The sequence below is a fragment of the Sphingomonas sp. QA11 genome, from assembly GCF_028473665.1.
Lineage (GTDB): Bacteria > Pseudomonadota > Alphaproteobacteria > Sphingomonadales > Sphingomonadaceae > Sphingomonas > Sphingomonas phytovorans.
In genome coordinates this window covers 334237-355888 of record NZ_CP098774.1, presented here as the reverse complement: position 1 = coordinate 355888, position 21652 = coordinate 334237, and the positions used below count along the sequence as shown (strand labels likewise).

Here is a 21652-nt window from a genome sequence, read left to right as displayed (position 1 = left end):
GGCTTTTACATCGCCGCGAGCAGCGCCTTGATCTCGATAAAGGCGAACGCCACCGAACTGTCCGCCACGCCATAGGGCACGAACAGCTTGTCGCCGTGCCGGATCGCGCCGCAGCTATAGACCACATTGGGCACATAGCCCTCGCGATCCTCATGCGCCGCCGCCAGGATTGGTTCCCGCGTTCGGCCAAGCACCTTCGACGGATCGTCCTTGTCGAGCAGGACAGCGCCGATCGAATATTTCCGCATCGCGCCGACGCCGTGAGTCAACATCAGCCACCCTTCGTCCAGTTCGATCGGCGGACCGCAATTGCCGATCTGCACCAGCTCCCACGGATAATGCGGCGTCAGCAGCTTCTCGCCCTCTTCCCAATGGGTGAGGGTGTCGGACTTGAGCAGGAACAGGTTCTCGCCGTCCTGCCGCCCCATCATCATATACTGGCCGCCAATCTTGCGCGGGAACAGGGCCATGCCCTTGTTGCGCGAGGCGGGGCCCGTCATCGGCACCAGATCGAACGCGCGGAAATCACGGGTGCGCAGCAGTTCTGACTGGATCGCCGAGCCATTATAGGCGGTATAGGTGCCGAGCCATTCAGCCGAGCCGTCGTCATGAGTGAACTTGACGAGGCGAAGGTCCTCGAGCCCCTTTGACTGCGCCGCGGTGATCGGGAAGATCACGGTGCCCGACAGAGTCGAATCCCGATGGCGATAGACGGTGATCTCGCCCTCGGGCAGTTCCTCCTCGTCCTGCCCGACCGCATCGGTCGCGGTGGCGAAGGGAGGCTCAGGCGCCAGTTTCAGCTCGTTCCGGCTGGTGATGATCCCCTCGCGGAACGCGACCGAGGAGATATGCCCCTCGCCCACCGCCCGCAGCGACATCAGGATACGCAGCGATCCTTCGGGCATGCCGGTCTGGTCGAAATGCGGCACCGCGCTTGGGTTCATCAGCGCGGCGGCGGCATAGCTGTATTCGTGGCAGAAATAGGCGCCGATCAGCTGGCGCTTCTCGTCGCCGATCTCGCTACCGTCGAGCCCGAGCATCTCCTCGATCTCGTCATAGCGGGTCATGAATACGCGCCGCGTCTGCCAGTGGCGCGCCTCGAAATCCTTGAGCACCAGTTCGAGCTCGGCCCGTGTCGCCGCGGTATCGAGCTCCATCACTTCCTTCACCAGCCGCTCGGTACGGCTGCCGCCATTGCCGGCCCATGCCAGATGGAAGGGGCGCACAACCACACGAGAGGGATCGGCATGCAGCCGAAGCGCGTGGTGGAACAGTTCGATCACGTGAGGGCCTCGCACCAATGACGTCATGGCGACGTCCCGAGCGAGGCTACGCGACGGCGCGATCCGGTCCTGCCATGCTTTCGGCCCGCTTTGAAAGCCCCGAAATGGCGCAAGACGCCAATTGCAGCGCCAGAATCGACTCGGCGCCCTGATTGCGGTTCAAACCGGTCGGCATCAGCCCGTCGAAACAGCCGCCATCCTGCGCGGTGGCAAGCGGCAGATCGAGATCGTTTTGGCCGAGATACCAGCGATAGGCCCGCTGCGCTTCCTCGACCCAGCGCGCATCGCCGGTCGCCCTGAACGCGGCGGAGCAGGCGTCGATCGTCGCCTGTGCCTCGAGCGGCTGCTGGTCGAACGGCAACGGCTCCTCATAAGCGCGGCCGAAGCTCTCCGTACCGATCGCGCGAAACCGGCCTTCCGGCGAGGTCTGCTGCGCCACGATCCAGCCGAGCGTCGACAGGCCGCATTTCAGCAGGTCGTCACGACCCAGCATCATGCCTGCGCGGATCAGCGCCTCGGGCAACCGCGCATTGTCATAGGCGAGGACGATCTCGAACCATTCCCATTCGGGCCGCCTCGCCTCCTCGACCAGCGCGAGCAGGTCGTTGGAGAAGCGTTCGAGGATGTTGCGCGCCAGTTCGTGCCCCGGATGCGCACCGAGCATCGCCGCCGCGCCTAGCATGGCGAACGCCTGCGCGCGCGGGCTGCCCAGGTCGAAGGCAAGCGACGCCGTCTCGTCGAACAGGCGCACCGCCCAGTCGCGATGCTTGGCGAGGGTAGAGCGGCGCGCCGTGACGCCAAGCGCCCAGATGGTGCGGCCGTTCGAATCCTCCGAACCATATTCCTCGCACCAGGTGCGATCGAAGTTCATGAAGTTGCGGAAACGGCGCTTGTCCGGGTTCCACGCATATTGGATGAACGACGCATAGACCGTCATCCACTTGTCGCGCACGCCCTCGTCGAGCGTGTCGATCGCGGTCATCAGCATCAGCGCGCGCACATTGTCGTCGATGCAATAGCCATGGCGGCGATCCGGCACCGAATAGATCGAATGCTGGAGCATGCCGGTCGAATCGCTCATCCGCTCGACCGCGGCGATATCCGGCTGAAGCGGCGTCAGGCGCACCTTCGTCGCGATCCGGCGCGGCTTGGTCGCCACCATTTCGACGATCTCCCGCATCGCCAGCTCGGCAAGGCGTGGCCAGATCATCGTCCGGCCACGCGCATAAGCGCGCTCGGACAATTTGATCCGGTTGCGATCGCTGCCCAACAGGGCGTTGATCTCGCGCGCAAAGGCGGCGCTGTCGCCGAAATCGACCAGGACGCCGTGCCCGTCCGCCAGTATTTCGGTCGCATGGACATAGGGCGTGGAAACGACCGCCTTGCCGACGCCGACCGCATAGGACAGCGTGCCGGAGGTGATCTGCGCCGGGTTGTTGTACGGCGTCACATAGATGTCCGCCGCCTGCAGATAGTCGATCAACTCGTTATGCTCGAGGAACGCGTCGATAAACTCGACATGCGCCGCGACACCGTGATGCTCCGCCAATGCCTTCAGCCGGTCGCGATACGCTTCGCCCTCGTGCGCGACGAGGTTCGGGTGAGTCGCTCCGAGTACGGCGTACAGCACATCGGGGTGCTCTGCCGCGATCGCCGGCAGCGCATCGATCATCGTCTCGATGCCCTTGTTGGGTGCGAGCAGGCCGAAGGTCAGCAGTGTCTTGCGGCCCTGCCAGCCGAACTGCGCCTTCAGCGTTTCAGGATCGACAAGCGCCCGATCCGGCACGCCGTGCGGGATCATCACGATCGACTTCGGGCTCGCGCCATAGACCCGGTCGAGAATTTCCAGGCCGCGCTCCGCCATGACCACCACCTTGGCCGCGCGACGAAGCAAGCCTTCCATCACCCGGCGCTCGTCAGCGCTCGGCTTTTCGAGGATGGTGTGGAGCGTGACGATGACCGGAATCGACACCCGGTCGAGCAGGGCGAGGATATGTTCACCCGCCGGCCCGCCGTAAATGCCATATTCGTGCTGGAGCCAGAGCGCTTGCGCCCCGCTGCGTTCTATCGCGCGGGCGGCATCGATATAGGCGAGGCGGTCCTGTTCCGGGATGCTCGCGGTCACTTCGGGCGGGTATTCGTAACGGCCAGGATGATCGTCCATCGCATAGACGTCGATCTTCAGATCAGGGAATCGGCCCTTCAACGCGGTGAACGTGTCGGTAGTATATGTTGCAAGGCCGCATTTCCGGGGCAGGAAATTGCCGATCAATGCCAGGTGATCGATCGGGGTCACTGCCTTTTCCGAAAGAACCATCGATTGAAACCTCTTGTGAAACGAGGCTGGGAGCCCCGAAATTGCCTCCCACGAACGGCCAAGTTTCAATATGGTTGCAGTAATGCTGCGGCGCAACAAGAGATTCGCGCTGATCTAGGTCAAGATTAAGCCGAAATGAACGGCTCACCCCCTGCCACGATAGCCTGGAACGTCCTGCGAGGGCAGCCAGAGACCCTCTGGCGGCGGGCCGGACTGCCAGAAGACATCGATCGGGATGCCGCCCCGCGGATACCAATAGCCGCCGATTCGAAGCCACACCGGGTTCATCTCGGCGGTCAGCCGTTCGCCGATCCCGACCGTGCAATCCTCGTGGAATGCCTGGTGGTTCCGGAAGCTGCCGAGGAACAGTTTCAGCGACTTGGATTCCACGATCGTCCCGCCCGGTGCATAGTCGATCACCAGATGCGCGAAATCGGGCTGCGCCGTCACGGGACAGAGCGAGGTGAATTCGGGCGCGGTGAAACGCACCAGATAGGGTCTGCCGGGGCGCGGATTGGGCACATAGTCAAGCACCGCCTCTTCGGGAGAAGAGGGCAATGCGCTGGCCTGGCCGAGATGTTTGATCGTCATCGCGCGTATTTAGGATGCGATGCGGCAAATTGAAACGCGGCACCATGTCGCGCATCAATCGTTCCGCGATCGTCTCGACGCCGCCATCGCCGGTGGCTAGGGAAAAGAGCGACAAACAAGGAGCATGCACATGGATTCGCTGGTAACGACCGAATGGCTCGCAGGGGAGCTTGGCGCGAACGATCTGCGCATCGTCGATGCGACCTATGTGCTGGCTGGCGACAAGCGCGATCCGGCCGCCGAATATGAGACGGCGCACATCCCGGGCGCGGTGTTCATGGATCTGGCCGAACTGGCCGACACCAATACCACGCTGCCGTCGATGCTGCCCTCGCCCGAGAAATTCGCGAGCCGCATGCAATCGCTTGGTCTTGGCGACGGCAGCCGCATCGTGCTCTACGACAACTCGCCCTATCATACCGCGGCGCGCGCCTGGTGGATGCTGCGCACCTTCGGCGCGCATGACGTCGCCATCCTCGACGGGGGCTTCGCCAAATGGCAGGCCGAAGGTCGCGAGACGAAGAGCGGCAAGGAATCGCTGCGCCACCGCCACTTCACCGTGTGGGCCGACGACAAGGGCGTGCGCACGCTCGACCAGATGAAGGCCAATGTCGACAGTGGCGCGGAGCAGGTGCTCGACGCCCGTTCCGCCGCGCGCTTCACCGGTGAAGAGCCCGATCCCCGTCCCGCGACCCATGCCGGCCACATCCCCGGGTCGAAGAACCTGCCCCAGGGCAGACTGTTCAACGCCGACGGCACCTGGAAACAGGGCGACGCGCTGAAGGCCGAGTTCGAGGCAGCGGGCGTCGATCTCGCCAAGCCGCTCGTCACCACTTGCGGATCGGGCATCACTGCAGCGGTATTGTCGTTCGGGGCGCATCTCCTCGGCAACGAAGCGGCTTTGTATGACGGAAGCTGGTCCGAATGGGGCGCCGACCGCTCGACGCCAAAGGCGACGGGGGCCGCGTGAACGACAAGGAGCCCAAGGGCGACGCGACCCGCGTCGTCTCCGCGGGCCGACGGGCCGAATGGACTCAGGGGATCGTCAACCCGCCGGTGTGGCGGGCCTCGACGATCCTCTATGATTCGGTCGCCGAACTGCGCGCGGCCGGCGGGCGCGATACGCATCACCGGCTGTTCTACGGCCGGCGCGGCACGCCGACTCAATGGTCGCTGGCCGACGCGCTGACCGAGCTTGAGCCGGGGGCCGAAGCTACATTCCTCTACCCTTCCGGCGTCGCGGCGATCGCGGCGGCTCTGCTGTCGGTGCTGTCGCCGGGCGACGAACTGCTGCTGCCCGACACCGCCTATGATCCCACCCGGTCGATGGGGACCGGGCTGCTCAAGCGGATGGGCATCGCTACGCGCTTTTACGATCCGCTGATCGGGGCAGGCATCGCCGACCTGATCGGCGACACCACGCGCGCCATCTTCATGGAAAGTCCGGGCAGCCTGACCTTCGAGGTGCAGGATGTCCCGGCAATCGTCGCAGCCGCCAAGGCGCGCGGAGTCATCACGCTGCTCGACAATACCTGGGCGACGCCCCTGTTCTTCCCCGCGATCGAGCGCGGCGTCGACCTGACCATCCTTGCCTGCACCAAATATATCGTCGGCCATTCGGACGTGATGCTCGGATCGGTCACCGCCGCGCCGGGTCATTTCGCCCGGCTGCGCGACACGAGCTTCCAGCTCGGCCAGTTCGCAAGCCCGGACGATTGCTGGCTTGGATCGCGCGGCCTGCGAACGCTGGCGATCCGACTCGCCCAGCACCAGTCGAGCGCGCTGACGATCGCCAGGTGGCTGAAGGACCAGCCCGAGGTTTCGGCCGTGTTCCACCCCGCCTTGCCGGACTGCCCCGGCCACGAGACTTTCCTGCGTGATTTCAAGGGATCGTCCGGCCTGTTCTCTTTCACCCTGAAGGACGCGACCGAAGAGGCGCGCGCTGCGCTGATCGACGGACTCGAGCATTTCGGCATCGGCTATAGCTGGGGCGGCTTCGAGAGCCTGGCGCTGCCGGTCGATCCCGCACGCTATCGCACCGCCACGAAACGGCACGACGACGGGCTGCTGGTGCGATTGCAGATCGGCATCGAGGACCCGGACGATTTGATCCGCGATCTCGCGGCCGGGCTTGAACGCTTCAGGGCAACGCTCGCGTGAAGCCGGTCGCCGCCTGGCTGCAAGCACAGGGGCTGGCGACCATTTCGCAAACCATGCTGGTCGAGGCGGCCATCGCCGGCGGCTTGGTACTTCTAGCACTCGCATGCGGCGTAGTCGCGGGCCGGTTCCTCGGCCCCACTGCCGAACGCGAATGGAAACAACGCCTCGGCGCCCATGCCGAGGGTGTCGGGGGCAGGCTGCATCGTATCATCCGCCATGGTACCGCCGTCCTGCTGCTCGCCATCCTCCTCAATGCCGTGCCCTGGCCGCCGCTGGCCGGGATACCGATCGGCCTGGCGCTCGGGGCGGCGGTCAGCCTCACCAGCGTCTCGATCCTCCGCGGGCTGGGCATTCCACGCTGGATGGCGTGGACGGTCGCCGCAATCCTGTTCGTCGCGATCTTCAGCCACGCAGTGGGCGGGCTTGAGCCGATCACCGACACGCTCGACCGCATCGGCTTCGACATCGGCAAGCGTCGTTTCTCGCTGCTCGCGCTGATCATCATCCTCGTCACGGCGACCGCGCTGTTCGCGGCGGTACGGCTGGTCAATCGTGCCACGGGCCACTGGATTACCGGCGCGCGCGGGATGGACGCCACCCAGAAGCTGCTGGCGCAGAAGCTTTCCGCCATCGCGGTCGTCACCCTCGCCTTCTTCGTCGGGATCGACCTGCTCGATATCGATCTCACCGCCTTCGCCGTCTTCTCCGGCGCGTTCGGCCTTGCGGTCGGCTTCGGCTTGCAGAAGACGATCGGCAACCTGATCGCCGGGATCATCCTGCTGATGGACCGGTCGATCAAGCCGGGCGACGTGATCGTCGTCGGGGAAAGCTTCGGCTGGGTGAACCGGATCGGCATCCGCGCCGTCTCCGTGCTGACCCGCGACGGCAAGGAGCATCTGATCCCCAACGAGAACCTCATGACCAACGAGGTCGAGAACTGGTCCTATACCGATCGCAACGTGCGGGTGCGGATTCCGGTGACGATTGGCTATGGCTGTGACCTGAAGCTCGCCCAGGAACTGATGCTGCGCGCGGCGACCGAAAGCCCGCGCGTGCTCAACAGCCCCAGATCGAACGTATGGCTGACCGCCTTCGGCGGCAGCGGCGTCGAGCATGAAATCCTCGCCTGGATCAGCGACCCGGAAAGCGGAGTCGGCAATGTCCGGTCGGACGTGCTCAACCGGCTCTGGTGGCTGTTCAAGGAGCATGGGATCCAGATCCCCTATCCTCAGCGCCAGATCCATATCAGCCGCGACGAGCCCCCCGCACCTCCGTTGCCCTGAAACCAGCCACTGTTGCGCAGGTGCAACATGCTCCGCAAACCAGCGGGCGTGTCAGAGAATTGTGTTGTGCGCTGCAGCGCGTTTCGGCAATCTTTCCTTACCGAACGGAAACATTGGCACGGGGTCGTTGCACGGCCCATCACAGATGCCTTGTCCATCGGCACGCAGGCTGGGGCCCGGTTTACATATTGAAAGGGACACCCATGCGCTTTTCCATGATCAGCCTCAGCGTGCTGACGCTCGTCTCCGCCACGCCGGCTTTTGCGGACGAAACCGCGCCGCCGCCGCCGATCACCATCAACGGCAGCGCCACCGTCGTGACCGACTACCGCTTCCGCGGCATCTCGCAGACGGACAAGAACATCGCCGTTCAGGGCGGCATCACGGTCAGCCACGAATCGGGCTTCTATGTTTCGGCATGGGGTTCCTCGGTCAGCGGCTATGTGACCGCGGCGGGCAACAGCGCGCAGGAACTCGATCTGATCGCCGGGTTCAAGAAGACCTGGAACGGCACGACCTTCGATATCGGCGCGCTCTATTACGTCTATCCGAAGACGAAACTGCCCGGCAGCGTCGTCTCGTCCGACTTCATCGAGCCCTATGTCTCGGTCGCACACACTTTCGGCCCGGTCACGGCCAAGGCGACGGCGAACTATGCGCCGAAGCAAAAGGCCCTGTCGCTCGACCAGATCGGCCCTAAGCAGGACAATCTCTATCTCGCCGGCGACCTGTCGGCCGCGATCCCCGGCACGCCGATCGGCCTGACCGGCCATCTCGGCCACACCTTCGGCCCGAGCTGGCTGTCGATCGGCAAGGAATATACCGACTGGGGCCTCGGCGCGACGGTGACCTACAAAGCGCTGACCTTCGGCGTGCAATATGTCGACACTGACGGCGACTTCATCACCCCGACCGGCAAGAACGCCAGCAAGGCCGGCGTGGTCGGCTCGATCGGCGTCAGCTTCTGACCATAGCCGTTCGTGTCGAGTAGCGACCGGGCAGCCGTATCGAGGGCACGTATCGACGCACAGGTGACGTGCGAGATGCCTGTCCCTCGATACGCCATCTCGACAGGCTCGACGGCACTCGGGACGAACGGTGATGGCTCTGGTTCTGCGCTGATGCTTCAGGCAATCGTAACGCCGTAAATTTGGTGTCGAACGGGGTGCCCTCGTGCAGCCCGCATCAGCACAGATGACAACGGGATGACGGCGAAGAGCGTCGGGAGGGCAAGGATAGGACCTGTCCGAAAGAGCCCGCCCGGTTTTTCCCATTACACCCTCGGCCTGCCCCGGAACCCAATTGTTCCAGAAGCGATACCTTGGAAGCCCTGCGCTTCGAAGTGCCTGATTCCTGCCTCATCGGCCAAAGCATTTGAATCATGCTGGCCGCTATCGACTTCGACGATCAGCTTTGCCGATCGGGATACGACGTCACAGATGAGCGCACGGCATCCGTCGCGTTGCGCGCAGTTCGCGGGCCAGAAGCGCCGGTCTGCTTCAGGCGTGTCCAACAAGCCTCTCGCCCCCTCCCGCTTCCGGGAGGGGAGAGTGGCAGGTCAGGGATTGGGCGTGGCGGTGCGGGCGTCCTGGCCGTCGCCTTCGGGGGCGGCGACGATGTCACGCGTGGTAGAGCCCTTGTCGACCACGGCGGTGCCGGGGTCGCCCACGGCCGAGCGGATGCCCGGATCGGCGCTCTCGGAACCCGCGGCGTCGATCGTCGCGCTCTCCGAGGCGCTGCGTGCCGACTTGCCGCCGAACAGCGCGTCGAGCGCCTGGGCATTCGGGCTCACGTCATTGGCGCGCGCGGCACCGGGCTGGGGCGGGCGCAGCGAGAAATCGGGCGGGATCACCAGCGGCGCCTGACGCGCGACGGCGAACTCGTCGGGGCGGGCACGGTCCATGCCGCTATGGCCGCAACCGGCGAGCAGGACGGCCAGGCCGAGCCCGGTTGCGATCGACACCAACTTACGCATTCATATTCTCCACTGGATCTCGCCCTGCCCGTGGCTTGTCGCGCACCAGGAGCGCCCGCACAAGCAGGATGAGCACCCCTATCGTAATCGCCGCGTCGGCGACATTGAAGACCAAAAAGGGCCGCCACGCCCCGATGTGGAAATCGGCGAAGTCCACGACATAGCCGTAGCGCACCCGATCCAGGATATTGCCGATCGCCCCGCCCAGCACGAAGCCGAGCGCGACTTGGTCCTGCCGGTTCGGCTCGCGCAGCATCCACACCAGCACGCCGACGGCGATCGCCGCGGTCAGCGCGACCAGGCCCCAGCGCATCGCCTCGGTATCGGCATGAAGCAGGCCGAGCGACACGCCGCGATTGGCGACGAAGCGCAGGGTGAAGAACGACGTGATCTCCCGCCCCAGGCTGGATTCGTTCAGGCCAAGCACGTCGGTAATGCCATATTTGGTCGCCTGGTCGACGACGAACAGGGCAGCGCCGGTGGCGAGGCCGAGGACGGGAAGCTTCTTCATTCCGAGACGACCTTTGCGCAACGATCGTCCAGCGCGCCATCTTCCGCGACATCGGGCAGATGGCGCCAGCAACGGCCGCATTTGTGGAACGCGGTACGGGTGACCGACACGCTATCGCCGGTCGTCACCTTCGCCACGATGAACAGTTCGGCCAGCGCCTCGTTCGACAGGGGCGATTTCGGCACGGTCACCTCCGCCTCGAGGCTGGAGCGCACGATCTTCTCGCGCCGCAGCGGCTCGATCGCCTCGGTCACCTGCTCGCGCAGCGTCCGCACATCGGCCCAGACGGTCGCGACGGCATCGTCACCCGGCAGCGCGGGCAGCACGGGCCATTCGAGGAAATGGACCGAGCCCGTGTCGTCGGGGAAGCGCGCCTGCCACACCTCTTCCGCGGTGAAGCAGAGGATCGGCGCGGCATAGCGCACCAGCGCGTGGAACAGGATGTCGAGCACGGTGCGATAGGCGCGGCGCTTGGGATCGTCAGCCGCGTCGCAATAGAGGCAGTCCTTGCGGATATCGAAGAAGAAGGCCGACAGGTCTTCCTGCGCGAAGTCCGTGAGCAGGCGGAGATAACGGTTGAACTCGTAATTCTCCGCCGCCGCCTTCAACTCGACATCGAGGCGGCCGAGCAGGTGGAGCACATAAAGCTCAAGCTCCGGCATGTGCCGCGTATCGACCTTCTCGGCATCGCTGAACCCGTCGAGCGCGCCGAGCAGGTAGCGGAAGGAGTTGCGCAGCTTGCGATACGCGTCCGACGTCGTCGACAGCACTTCCTTGCCGATGCGCACGTCCTCGAAATAATCGGTCTGCGCCACCCACATGCGCAGGATGTCGGCCCCCGATTCATCAATGATCTTGAGCGGATCGACGACATTCTTGAGGCTCTTCGACATCTTCTTGCCCTGCCCGTCCAGGGCGAAGCCGTGAGTGAGCACGGCATCATAGGGCGTACGGCCGCGCGTGCCGGCGCTTTCGAGCAGCGACGACTGGAACCAGCCGCGATGCTGGTCGGACCCTTCGAGATAGAGATTGGCGCGAACGCCCTCGCCATAGCGCTGCTCGATCACGAACGCATGGGTCGAGCCGGAATCGAACCACACGTCGAGGATGTCGGTGATGACCTCATAATCCCCGGCGCGGTATTTCTCGCCAAGCAGGGCCTGATGGTCGGCCGAGAACCACGCATCGGCGCCACCCGCCTTGAACGCCTCCACGATGCGCGCATTGACCGCCGGATCGTTGAGATAGTCGCCGGTCGCGCGGCTGACATAGAGCGCGATCGGCACGCCCCAGGCGCGCTGGCGGCTGATCACCCAGTCGGGGCGCTGCTCGACCATCGAGCGGATGCGGTTCTGGCTGCGCGCGGGCACCCAGCGGGTCCGCTCGATCGCATCGAGCGCGATCTCGCGCAGGGTCGGCGCATTGCCGACGCCATGCCCGAGCATCGGCGCGAAACCGACATCGGCGCCAAGGTCGACCGGCTCTGCGACGGCGAGATCCTGCCTGATCTCGTCCATCGGGATGAACCATTGCGGCGTCGCGCGGAAGATCACCTTGGCCTTCGACCGCCAGCTATGCGGATAGCTGTGCGCGAAATCGTCCGACGCGGCGAGCAACGCGCCCGCCTCGCGCAGGTCCGTGCAGATCGGCCCGTCCGACGCGACGAACTTCTTGTTGATGACGCTGCCCTGCCCGCCCAGCCACAGCCAGTCGGGGCGGTACATGCCCGCGCCATCGACCGCGAAGACCGGATCGATGCCGTGCGCCTTGCAGAGGAGGAAATCGTCCTCGCCATGATCCGGCGCCATATGGACGAGACCGGTACCGGCGTCAGTGGTGACGAAGTCGCCGGGCAGGAATGGCCGGGGCTTCGCGAAGAAACCGCCAAGATGGTGCATCGGGTGGCGGGCCGTGGCTTCAGCGAGCTGCGTGCCCTGGAAGACGGTCGTCTTTCGATCGCTTCCAAATTCGCGCGGCAAGAAATCACCGCGAACCGTCTTGGCGTCGGCGACCTCAATACCATGCACCGAATCCGCCGGGTTCATGGCAGCAAGTTCGACAGCCGCGCGACGGCCGGCAGCGTTTGGCATACGGCTGACGTCGGCCTGCAGGCGACGCTGGAATTGAGGCAGCAACTCGCGAGCGATCAGGAAGCGCCGTCCAGCCCAAAGGGGGATGGCGAAGTCGGCGCTGGCATCGCCCTCGTTATAGACGTCCGCAACGACGAGCCAGTATTCGATCTCCGGCCCATAGCTCAGCGCCTGATTCACCGGGATCGTCCATGGCGTGGTCGTCCAGATCACCGCATGAGCGCCGACCAGTTCCGGCGCGTGCGGCGCTTCGGTGATCTCGAACGCGACGTCGATCTGGGTCGACACCACATCCTCATATTCCACCTCGGCCTCGGCCAGCGCGGTCTTCTCGACGGGCGACCACATCACCGGCTTCGCGCCGCGATAGAGCTGGCCGCTCTCGGCGAACTTGAGCAGTTCGTTGACGATCGCCGCCTCGGCGTCGAACTTCATGGTGAGGTACGGGTCTTCCCAGTCCCCCATCACGCCGAGCCGCTCGAACTGGACTCGCTGCACCGCGACCCATTTATCGGCATAGGCGCGGCATTCGGCGCGGAACTGGGCGACCGGGACCTGATCCTTGTCGAGCTTCTTCGCGCGATAGGCTTCCTCGACCTTCCACTCGATCGGCAGGCCGTGGCAATCCCAGCCGGGCACATAGGGCGCATCCTTGCCGAGCAGCGACTGGCCGCGGACGATGATGTCCTTCAGCACCTTGTTCATCGCATGGCCCATATGGATGTCGCCATTGGCGTAGGGCGGCCCATCATGCAGGATGAAGCGCTCGCGTCCCTTGCGCTGCTCGCGCAGGCGATCATACAGGCCGAGCTTCGCCCAGCGCTCCAGAATGGCGGGCTCCTTCTGGGCGAGGCCTGCCTTCATGGGGAAATCGGTCTTCGGGAGGAAGACGGTGTCGCGCCAGTCGCGCTGCGTGTCGGATGCGTCGGTCATGAGTCAGCGGGCTTTAGACGAGAGGGTCATGGGTTGAAAGACCCGCACCGCATCGAGTCGGCACCATGATACGGCGTTGGATCTAAAGTATCGCGGAGGTGTGGTGCAGGTTTCCGCAAGAAGGCGGAGCACAGCATTCCAAGTTCCGGTCGAATTTCGCGACCCATCAGCGAGAGAGGCCGAAATCGGCCTTCATTTGCGCCTTGCAGAATCTTTTCGTGCCCATCCGACTCTCCAGACTTCAACCATCGAACGATCATCTCACCACAGACGCGCACCCGCGAGAGCGTCATTGCGCAGGGCAAGTAATAATTTCGCGAGGGGTGTCGGATTTTCTTCACGCTGTACTTGAACCTCAGCTTGATGCCGAATGGCCCTAACGGACGGGAGGTCTTGTGTGAATCGGGCCCGCGCGATGCTCATCGCCTCAGCCCGGCGGCGGAGGTCGAGGCAACCCCCGCCGCTACGCCGGCACCGCCACGGGAGGAGCTACATCAAGAGCCTCGCGCAGGGCGGGCTGGCGGGAGCGGCTGACGGGCAGCGGCGCCCCCTCGCTCAGGTGCAGCCGCCAACGGTCCCCGTCGCGTTCCAGCCGCTGCGCCCGTGCCAGGTTGGCGATCACCGACCGGTGGACGCGCAGGAAGCTCGCGGGCAACTCAGTCGCCAGGCCGTCGAGGCGTGCCGCGTGCAGCAGGCTGCGGCCGCCGACCAGCCGCAGCTCGACATAATCGTCAGCCCCGACCACCGCGAGGATCTCGGCGACCGGCACCAGCTCCACGCCCCGCGCCGAGGCGACGGTGAGGCGGTCGGGGCGGCTGGCGGCGCGGGTCAGGGCAGCCTCCCGCCCGCGGTCCTCGCGGCCGAGCCGCACGACCTCGACCATCAGCAGCGGCAGCACGAGGCCGGCGGCGAGCAGGAAATAGGAAAGGTCGGCCAGCCATTCGGGGAACCCGAGGGCAAGCACGAGGAACAACACCAGATAGCCAAGGGTCGGCCGCGCGCCGGGGACGCGCCGATGCACGCCCGTCGCCGCCGGTAAGGCGGCAAGCGCCACCCCCAGGATCAGCGCCCCGACCGTCTTCATGTCGAAGCCCGGAAGCAGCGCCGTGGCGCCGACCGCCCCCAGGGCCAGGCCGATCATCAGGCGGCGCTTCCCGGGCAGGAACCGGCTGGCGACATAGCTTACCAGCAGGATCGCGAAGGCCGCCGCCAGCACCCAGATGATGCTCATCCGCCAGGCGTGCAGGGGATAGGAATAGTCCAACAGCGCCCGCAAGCTTTCGACGACGGCCTGCAGGGCCGCGACCCCGGCCATGGCGGCGAGGATCAGGCTGGACCCGGTGCGGCGCATGGCGTGGATGACAGCGAAGCCGAACGCAGCAGCCAGCAGGGCGCCGGCCGCCACGAAGGTGACGGCCAGCGGCACGATGCGTGGCGGAAAGGGATAGGGGCCGACGGCGATGGCGCTCATCGGGCGAGCGAAACGCAGGCCTCCATGGAAGGACGACAGGTGAAGCACCAGCGTGTTTCCGTTGGGCCGCCAGGCTGCCTCGGGGATCGGAAAGATCGCCTGGTAGCGTCCCGGAACCTCGGCCTGCGCGGTGGCGCCGGGACGGCCATTGACACCCAGGCGCCGGCCATTGAACCACGCCTCGGACGAGGCGACGCCGGCCACATAGAGGATACGCGGCAGGGTGTCGGCCGGGGTGCCGACGACAGACCGAATCCAGAGCTCGCGGCCTTGAGGGTCAACGACATCTCGGATCGGGCGGCAGTCGCTCAGCACCGGGCCGGCCGGACCGACCGCGCCATGACAGGCTTGCCATGACAGGTCCTGGGCTCGGGCCGCGGTCACGGGGATCATCAGGAAAACGGAGAGGAACAGGATTCGCCACATGCGCGCCCCTCTAGGCCGCCGCTCGCCGAGATGCACCGCCATTCGCCGATGACCGCCGCCATTGACCGAAGCAGGCTGGCGGACGGCGGCGCGAACGGCTCAGCCAGGGGCATGACCAACATATCGCTCAATCGCCGCGCCGTGCTCGCTGCCGCCGCCCTCGCCCTCCCCGCCCTGGCGCTCGCCCGGGCCTCCGCCCAGGCGGCGCCCCAGCCGGCACCTTCGTCGGACGCTGGCCCCTTCCGCTTCAAGGGCTGGCGCGGCGAGGAGACCGACGCGGAGCGCGGCTATTTCGAAGTTCCGGAGGACCGTCGCGATCCCCGCTCACGGAAAATCCGCCTTGGCTATGTCAGGTTCCGGTCGACGGCAGCCAGGCCGGGGCCGCCGATCATCTATCTGGCCGGAGGGCCGGGCGGCGAGGCCACGGGCGCGGCGACCGGACCGCGCTTTCCGATCTTCATGGCCCTGCGCGCGGTGGCCGACGTCATCGCTTTCGACCAGCGGGGCACCGGCCTGTCCAGCACCATCCCGGAGCGCCCGGTCTCGACGCGCCCGCTGCCGGAGTTCACGCAAGGAGGGCTGACGTCCTATTTCCGCTCGGAACTCCAGAGCGCCTGGGCCGACTGGACCAGGGCCGGCGTGGCCATGGCCGGCTACAACACCGAACAGAACGCCGACGACATCGACGACCTGCGACGCCATCTGGGCGCGGAAAAGGTCGACCTCTGGGGCACCAGCTACGGCTCTCACCTGGCGCTCAGCATCCTCAAGCGGCACGGTGGCAGGGTGAACCGCGTGGCCCTGTCCAGCCTCGAGGGGCAGGACCAGACAGTGAAGCGGCCGGCGCGGATCGACGCCTATCTGCGCCAGGTGGACGCCCTGCTTGATGCCGACCCCGCCGTCCGCGCGGCGATCCCCGACCTGCCGGCCCTGATGCGCCGCGTTCACACCAAGCTGGAAGCACAGCCGGCCCTGACGCCGGTCAAGCTGAACGGCGCGCCGGTCGAGATCAGGATGGGCGGCTTCGGCGTCCAGATGCTGGCGAGCGGGCTGATCGCCAATCCCCGCACCCTGGCCATGCTACCGGCCCTGTACCTCGCGCTGGACGCCGGCCGGACCGCCGCGCTGACCCCGTTCATGGGCGACGTGGCCGGCCTGCTGGGCCTGAGGGGCATGCCCGAGGCAATGGACCTGGCATCCGGAATCTCGCCGCGCCGGCTGGCGCAGGTGCGGCGCGAGGGGCGGACCGCCGTGCTGGGCGAGACGCTGAACTTCCCGATGCCACAACTGCTCGGCGCCATTCCGGGCGTCGACCTGGGAGAAAACTTCCGGGCGCCGTTCCGCATCGACCACCCCGCCCTGCTGATCGCCGGTTCGCTCGATGGCCGCACGCCGCTGGCCGAACAGGACGAGGTGGCGGCCCAGTTCCGGCGCAAGTCGCGGGTGATCGTCGAGAACGCCGGCCACAATGTGTTCGAGGCCCATCCCGAGGTACAGCCGCTGCTGGTGCGCTTCTTCAGCGGCGAGGCCGTGGCCGATACCCGGCTGACCCTGCCGCCGCCGACCTTCAAGCTGGCGTGATCGCCCGCCCCTCTCCCGGCGGGAGAGGGGCAAGAAGCTCATCCGTTCCGCACGAGCCCGACATCGCTGAACGGCCTGGGCTCCAGCGGCGGGATGGTCGCCGCGTTCAGTTCGCGCTGCCAGAAGCCGACATCGATCCAGCGGCCCTGCTTGTAACCGACCTCACGCAGCACGCCGGTGCGGCGGAAGCCGACGGATTCGTGCAGGCGGATCGAATGATCGTTGGGCAGCGCGATCGCGCCGATCGCATGCGTGAAGCCCTGCACGCGCAAGGTCGCGACCAGCGCCTCGTAGAGCTGGCGGCCATTGCCCTGGCCCTGGGTTCCGCTGGCGAGATAGACCGATGTCTCGACGATATATTTATACGCCGGGCGATCGCGAAACCTGGTCGCATAGGCATAGCCGAGCACCCCGCCCTCCTCGTCGCCATTGGTGACGACCAACCAGGGATAAAGCCCGTCCGACGCATGCATGCGAGTCCGCATCGCGCGCGCGTCCGGCGGCTCAAGCTCGAACGATACGGTGCCCGTCTCGACATAAGGCGCATAGATTGCGGCGATGGCCGCTGCATCCTCAGGTCTGGCGGAACGGATTGCGATCATTGAGTCACCTTTGCGAGTACGAAATCCATGAGCTTGATGTCCGAAGCCGACGCGGCCGGCCCGCCCAGGCCGTCGCACTCAAGGCAGCGCGCCTGGATCGCGGCGCCGGTGCCGATTCGCTTCACGTCGCCCAGCGCGCGGGCGAAGACCGCCCGACGCTCCGCCGCGATCCTGGTGAAGGCGTCGGCGCCCTCCCCGCTCGCGCTGTCGTCATCGTCGCCAGGCCCGATCAGCTTCTGGACCAGCCTGCCGAACCATGCCGGCTTCTTTTCGAGATATTCGGCATGGACAGCGTCGGGCTTCAGGCCAGCGCGTTTCGCGGCTTCGTCGATCGCGTCCTTCAGCCCGCCGAACCGATCGACCAGGCCGATCTGCCGGGCCGTGCCGCCGTCCCACACCCGGCCCTGGCCGATCTCGTCGACCCGTGCCGGGCTGAGCTTGCGTGCCTCCGACACGCGGGTGATGAACTGGCGATAGCCATTCTCGATCCCCGCCTGGAAGATCGCATCGGTCTCCGCCGTGAAGCCGCCCATCACGTCGGGCTGGCCGGACAGCGGCGTCGTCTTCACCCCGTCGGTGGTGACGCCGATCTTCTTCAGCGTGTTCTCGAACGAGGGGATGATGCCGAAGATGCCGATCGACCCGGTGATGGTGCTCGGCTGGGCGAAGATCACGTCGCCCGCGGTCGACACCCAATAGCCACCCGAGGCGGCAAGGCTGCCCATCGAGACGACGATCGGCAGCTTCTGCGCCTTCGCCTCCATGATCGCGCGGCGCATGTCCTCCGACGCGAGCGCCGAGCCACCGGGCGAGTCGACCCGAACCACCAGCGCCTTCAGGCTTTTCTTCGCCAGCCCATCGAGCAGCGCCTTGGCGACGGTATCCGCGCCGGCGCTGCCGCTGCCCGACTTGCCGTCGACGATGTCGCCGGCGATGGTCAGCACGCCGATCGCGTCGCCGCCGGTCGGCAGCGGGTTGGCCTCGACATAGGCGGCATATTTGATCGTGTTGAAATTGCCCGGCGCCTTGCTGCTGTCGGACCCGGCAATCTCCGCCACGCGCTTGTTGAAGTCGAACCGGGTGCCGAGCTTGTCGACCAGCCCCGCCTGCAGGTTCGCCTTGGCGATATCGCCCTTCACCGCGGCGATCACCTCGCCCGGCTTGCTCAGGAAATCAGCGAACTTCGCCTTGGGCCGTGCCTTGGCGATCGCTTCCTGCCACTGCCCGAACAGCACGCCGTACAGCTTGAGATTTTCTTCCTTCGCCTCGGGCGAGGCGTCGGTCCGGGTATAGGGCTCGACAAAGGATTTATACTTGCCGACGCGATAGACGTGGGCGTTGACGCCCAGCTTGTCGATCAGCCCCTTGTAGTAAAGCTGCGATCCGCCCGGCCCCATGAACAGGGTGCCGCCCATCGGGCTCATCCAGACTTCGCTGGCATTGGCGGCGAGGCGATAGCCGGAATCGGTATAGGCGGTGGCATAGGCCAGCACCGGCTTGCCGCCGTCGCGCACCCGGCGCACGGCATTGGCGACCTCATCGACCGCCGCGGGATAGCCGCCACCGAACGAGTCGAGATCGAGCACGACCGCCTTCACCCGATCGTCGTCCTTCGCCTTGTCCAGCGCGCGGACCAGGTCGCGCAGGCGATACTGGCGCACTGGCGCGGCGCCGCCGAGCGTCGCGAACGCATCCGATTCAACAGGCTGCTCGACGATCTGGCCATCGAGCCGCAGCAGCAGCGCGCCATCGCGGATCGCCGTGGGCCCGGGCTTCGCTGACAGCGCGCCGAACAGCAGGCCGAAGAAGATGAGCATGGCGATCAGGACAAGTCCGTCCTTGATGCCGACCAGGATCTTCCAGGCGCCCCGAACCAGTTTCACTTCGCCGTTCCCCTGCATATGCGGTTGCGCCCTCACCGCTAGAGCAAGCGCGTTCGGGAGTAAACTTCCCTGCCCGCCCGCGGTCCACTCGGGCCAATGGCGGAGCGACGGGGCGGCAGCCGGTGGTTTTTTTCAGGCGGCGAACCGTTGACGCGGGGCAGGGGCGAGCACATATGCACGCCGCTGGCACTCACCTTTGGCGAGTGCTAACAACCAATCACGACCCCAAGAAAAGGGACTAGCGCATATGACCTTTCGTCCATTGCACGACCGCGTCCTCGTCCGCCGCGTAGAGGCTGAAGAGAAGACCGCGGGCGGGATCATCATCCCCGAGACCGCCAAGGAGAAGCCGCAGGAAGGCGAAGTCGTCTCCGTCGGCACCGGCGCGCGCGCCGACGACGGCACGATCACCCCGCTGGACGTCAAGGCCGGCGACAAGATCCTGTTCGGCAAATGGTCCGGCACCGAGGTCAAGATCGACGGTGAAGACCTGCTGATCATGAAGGAATCCGATATCCTTGGCATCGTCGGCTGAACCCAGCCTTCGATCTTCCAAGCTTCCTCAACTTCCAATCTGAAAGGGTAGCCCTCACATGGCAGCCAAGGACGTAAAATTTTCGCGTGACGCGCGTGAGCGCATTCTCCGCGGCGTGGACATCCTCGCCGACGCAGTGAAGGTCACGCTTGGGCCGAAGGGCCGCAACGTCGTGATCGACAAGTCGTTCGGCGCACCGCGCATCACCAAGGACGGCGTCACCGTCGCCAAGGAGATCGAGCTGAAGGACAAGTTCGAGAACATGGGCGCGCAGATGCTGCGCGAAGTGGCCTCGAAGACCAACGACGTCGCCGGCGACGGCACCACCACCGCGACCGTTCTCGCCCAGGCGATCGTCCGCGAGGGCATGAAGTCGGTCGCGGCCGGCATGAACCCGATGGACCTGAAGCGCGGCATCGACCTCGCGGTCGTCGAAGTCGTCAAGGACCTCAAGGCACGTTCCAAGCCCGTCTCGGGCACCAAGGAAATCGCCCAGGTCGGCATCATCTCGGCTAACGGCGACACCGTCGTCGGCGAGAAGATCGCAGAGGCGATGGAGAAGGTCGGCAAGGAAGGCGTGATCACCGTCGAGGAAGCGAAGGGTCTCGAATTCGAGCTCGACGTCGTCGAGGGCATGCAGTTCGACCGCGGCTATCTGTCGCCCTACTTCATCACCAACCCGGAGAAGATGTCGGTCGAGCTGAACGATCCGTACATCCTGATCCATGAGAAGAAGCTGTCGAACCTGCAGGCGATGCTCCCGATCCTGGAAGCCGTCGTCCAGTCGGGCCGTCCGCTGCTGATCATCGCCGAGGACATCGAGGGCGAGGCTCTCGCCACGCTCGTCGTCAACAAGCTGCGCGGCGGCCTGAAGGTCGCAGCGGTCAAGGCACCCGGCTTCGGCGATCGTCGCAAGGCGATGCTCGAGGACATCGCGATCCTGACCAAGGGCGAGATGATCTCCGAGGACCTCGGCATCAAGCTCGAGTCCGTCACGGTTGGCATGCTCGGCCAGGCCAAGCGCGTCACGATCGACAAGGACAACACCACCATCGTCGATGGTGCCGGCGACCATGACGCGATCAAGGGCCGCACCGATGCGATCCGCCAGCAGATCGAGAACACCACTAGCGACTATGACCGCGAGAAGCTCCAGGAGCGCCTCGCCAAGCTCGCCGGCGGCGTTGCCGTGATCAAGGTCGGCGGTTCGACCGAGGTCGAGGTCAAGGAGCGCAAGGATCGCGTCGACGACGCTCTCCACGCGACCCGCGCGGCAGTCGAAGAGGGCATCGTCCCCGGCGGCGGCACGGCGCTCCTCTATGCCACCAAGGCGCTGGAAGGCCTCAAGGGCGGCAATGACGACCAGACCCGCGGCATCGATATCGTCCGCAAGGCGCTCTATGCTCCGGTCCGTCAGATCGCCTCCAACGCTGGCCATGACGGCGCGGTGATCTCGGGCAAGCTGCTCGAGGGCAACGACCCGACGCTCGGCTTCAACGCCCAGACCGACAAGTACGAGAACCTCGTCGAGAGCGGCGTGATCGACCCGACCAAGGTCGTCCGCACCGCGCTGCAGGACGCAGCCTCGGTCTCCGGCCTGCTCATCACGACGGAAGCCGCCGTGTCCGAGCTGCCGGAAGACAAGCCCGCCATGCCCATGGGCGGCGGCGGCATGGGCGGCATGGGCGGCATGGACTTCTGATTTCGGACGGGAGCAGCGCAGCTGGTCCCGACACGAAATCGGAACGGACGGCGGGTCGGCGGCAAGCCGCCGAACCCGTCCGACGAAAGCGCGGGCTTTGCCCGCGCCGATCCAGACCTCCCGGCCCACCGGCTGGAAAAAGAGAAGGGCCGGAGGGAAACCTCCGGCCCTTTTTCTATTTCTCCCTCGCCCCGCGGAGAAGGGGGACCCTTCGCCTCTTCCGGCGAAAGGTGGAGGGGGTTTGAGCACGGGGCTGATACTCCAAGTCCCAAGCCCCCTCCACCACCCGCTGAAGAAGCGGGCGGTCCC

The 21652-nt window shown here is 65.8% G+C and carries 17 protein-coding genes; 7 read left to right on the top strand and 10 right to left on the bottom strand.

The window, feature by feature from the left end; all coding sequences use genetic code 11:
- Window positions 1–5: 5 nt before the first annotated feature.
- From NDN01_RS01715 to queF, 3 genes are all read right to left on the bottom strand, one after another.
- Window positions 6–1283 (bottom strand): glycoside hydrolase family 130 protein, encoded by a 1278-nt coding sequence (locus NDN01_RS01715; protein ID WP_272625414.1) that lies wholly within the window; start codon window positions 1281–1283, stop codon window positions 6–8.
- 46 nt (window positions 1284–1329) lie between these two features.
- Window positions 1330–3600, bottom strand: a complete 2271-nt coding sequence (locus NDN01_RS01710) for a glycosyltransferase family 4 protein (protein WP_272625413.1) — start codon at window positions 3598–3600, stop codon at window positions 1330–1332.
- Window positions 3601–3744: 144 nt separating this feature from the next.
- Window positions 3745–4191: a preQ(1) synthase gene (gene queF / locus NDN01_RS01705; protein WP_272625412.1), complete on the bottom strand. Its 447-nt coding sequence runs from the start codon at window positions 4189–4191 to the stop codon at window positions 3745–3747.
- Window positions 4192–4321: 130 nt separating this feature from the next.
- On the opposite strand from queF, the gene sseA reads away from it, so the two are divergent.
- The 4 genes from sseA to NDN01_RS01685 all read left to right on the top strand — a co-directional run bounded on the left by sseA (window position 4322) and on the right by NDN01_RS01685 (window position 8602).
- Window positions 4322–5161, top strand: coding sequence for a 3-mercaptopyruvate sulfurtransferase (sseA, locus tag NDN01_RS01700; RefSeq protein WP_272625411.1), 840 nt, complete (start codon window positions 4322–4324; stop codon window positions 5159–5161).
- Window positions 5116–6351, top strand: a complete 1236-nt coding sequence (gene metC / locus NDN01_RS01695) for a cystathionine beta-lyase (protein ID WP_272625410.1) — start codon at window positions 5116–5118, stop codon at window positions 6349–6351. The genes sseA and metC overlap by 46 nt, the downstream gene beginning before the upstream one ends.
- Window positions 6352–6404: 53 nt before the next feature.
- Window positions 6405–7634 (top strand): mechanosensitive ion channel family protein, encoded by a 1230-nt coding sequence (locus NDN01_RS01690; protein ID WP_443025275.1) that lies wholly within the window; start codon window positions 6405–6407, stop codon window positions 7632–7634.
- A gap of 203 nt (window positions 7635–7837) precedes the next feature.
- Window positions 7838–8602, top strand: coding sequence for a TorF family putative porin (locus NDN01_RS01685; protein ID WP_272625408.1), 765 nt, complete (start codon window positions 7838–7840; stop codon window positions 8600–8602).
- A gap of 305 nt (window positions 8603–8907) precedes the next feature.
- On the opposite strand, the gene NDN01_RS25935 is transcribed toward NDN01_RS01685, so the two are convergent.
- The 5 genes from NDN01_RS25935 to NDN01_RS01665 all read right to left on the bottom strand — a co-directional run bounded on the left by NDN01_RS25935 (window position 8908) and on the right by NDN01_RS01665 (window position 15040).
- Window positions 8908–9147 (bottom strand): DUF559 domain-containing protein, encoded by a 240-nt coding sequence (locus tag NDN01_RS25935; RefSeq protein WP_443025186.1) that lies wholly within the window; start codon window positions 9145–9147, stop codon window positions 8908–8910.
- 45 nt (window positions 9148–9192) lie between these two features.
- Entirely contained in the window at window positions 9193–9609 is a 417-nt protein-coding gene (locus NDN01_RS01680) for a DUF3035 domain-containing protein (protein WP_272625407.1), read from the bottom strand.
- Window positions 9602–10120, bottom strand: coding sequence for a signal peptidase II (gene lspA / locus NDN01_RS01675; RefSeq protein WP_272625406.1), 519 nt, complete (start codon window positions 10118–10120; stop codon window positions 9602–9604). Before lspA ends, NDN01_RS01680 begins: the two co-directional genes overlap by 8 nt.
- The gene (locus NDN01_RS01670) at window positions 10117–13143 is read right to left on the bottom strand and encodes an isoleucine--tRNA ligase (protein WP_272625405.1); all 3027 of its coding nucleotides are present in this window, start codon (window positions 13141–13143) and stop codon (window positions 10117–10119) included. Before NDN01_RS01670 ends, lspA begins: the two co-directional genes overlap by 4 nt.
- 463 nt (window positions 13144–13606) lie before the next feature.
- The gene (locus NDN01_RS01665) at window positions 13607–15040 is read right to left on the bottom strand and encodes a LytR/AlgR family response regulator transcription factor (RefSeq protein WP_272625404.1); all 1434 of its coding nucleotides are present in this window, start codon (window positions 15038–15040) and stop codon (window positions 13607–13609) included.
- Window positions 15041–15070: 30 nt separating this feature from the next.
- Here NDN01_RS01665 and NDN01_RS01660 point away from each other — a divergent pair, with 30 nt between their 5' ends.
- Entirely contained in the window at window positions 15071–16621 is a 1551-nt protein-coding gene (locus NDN01_RS01660) for an alpha/beta hydrolase (protein ID WP_272625403.1), read from the top strand.
- Window positions 16622–16659: 38 nt separating this feature from the next.
- Here the strand turns inward: NDN01_RS01660 and NDN01_RS01655 are convergent, their stop codons facing one another.
- Together NDN01_RS01655 and sppA are read right to left on the bottom strand one after the other, a co-directional pair.
- A complete protein-coding gene (locus tag NDN01_RS01655) occupies window positions 16660–17223 on the bottom strand; it encodes a GNAT family N-acetyltransferase (protein WP_272625402.1) in 564 nt (187 codons plus the stop codon).
- A complete protein-coding gene (gene sppA / locus NDN01_RS01650; RefSeq protein WP_272625401.1) occupies window positions 17220–19106 on the bottom strand; it encodes a signal peptide peptidase SppA in 1887 nt (628 codons plus the stop codon). Before sppA ends, NDN01_RS01655 begins: the two co-directional genes overlap by 4 nt.
- A gap of 247 nt (window positions 19107–19353) precedes the next feature.
- On the opposite strand from sppA, the gene groES reads away from it, so the two are divergent.
- Both groES and groL read left to right on the top strand, forming a co-directional pair.
- On the top strand, window positions 19354–19641 hold the full coding sequence (gene groES / locus NDN01_RS01645) for a co-chaperone GroES (RefSeq protein WP_272625400.1): 288 nt from the start codon (window positions 19354–19356) through the stop codon (window positions 19639–19641).
- Between the two features lie 58 nt (window positions 19642–19699).
- A complete protein-coding gene (gene groL, locus NDN01_RS01640) occupies window positions 19700–21343 on the top strand; it encodes a chaperonin GroEL (RefSeq protein WP_272625399.1) in 1644 nt (547 codons plus the stop codon).
- Window positions 21344–21652: the final 309 nt, after the last annotated feature.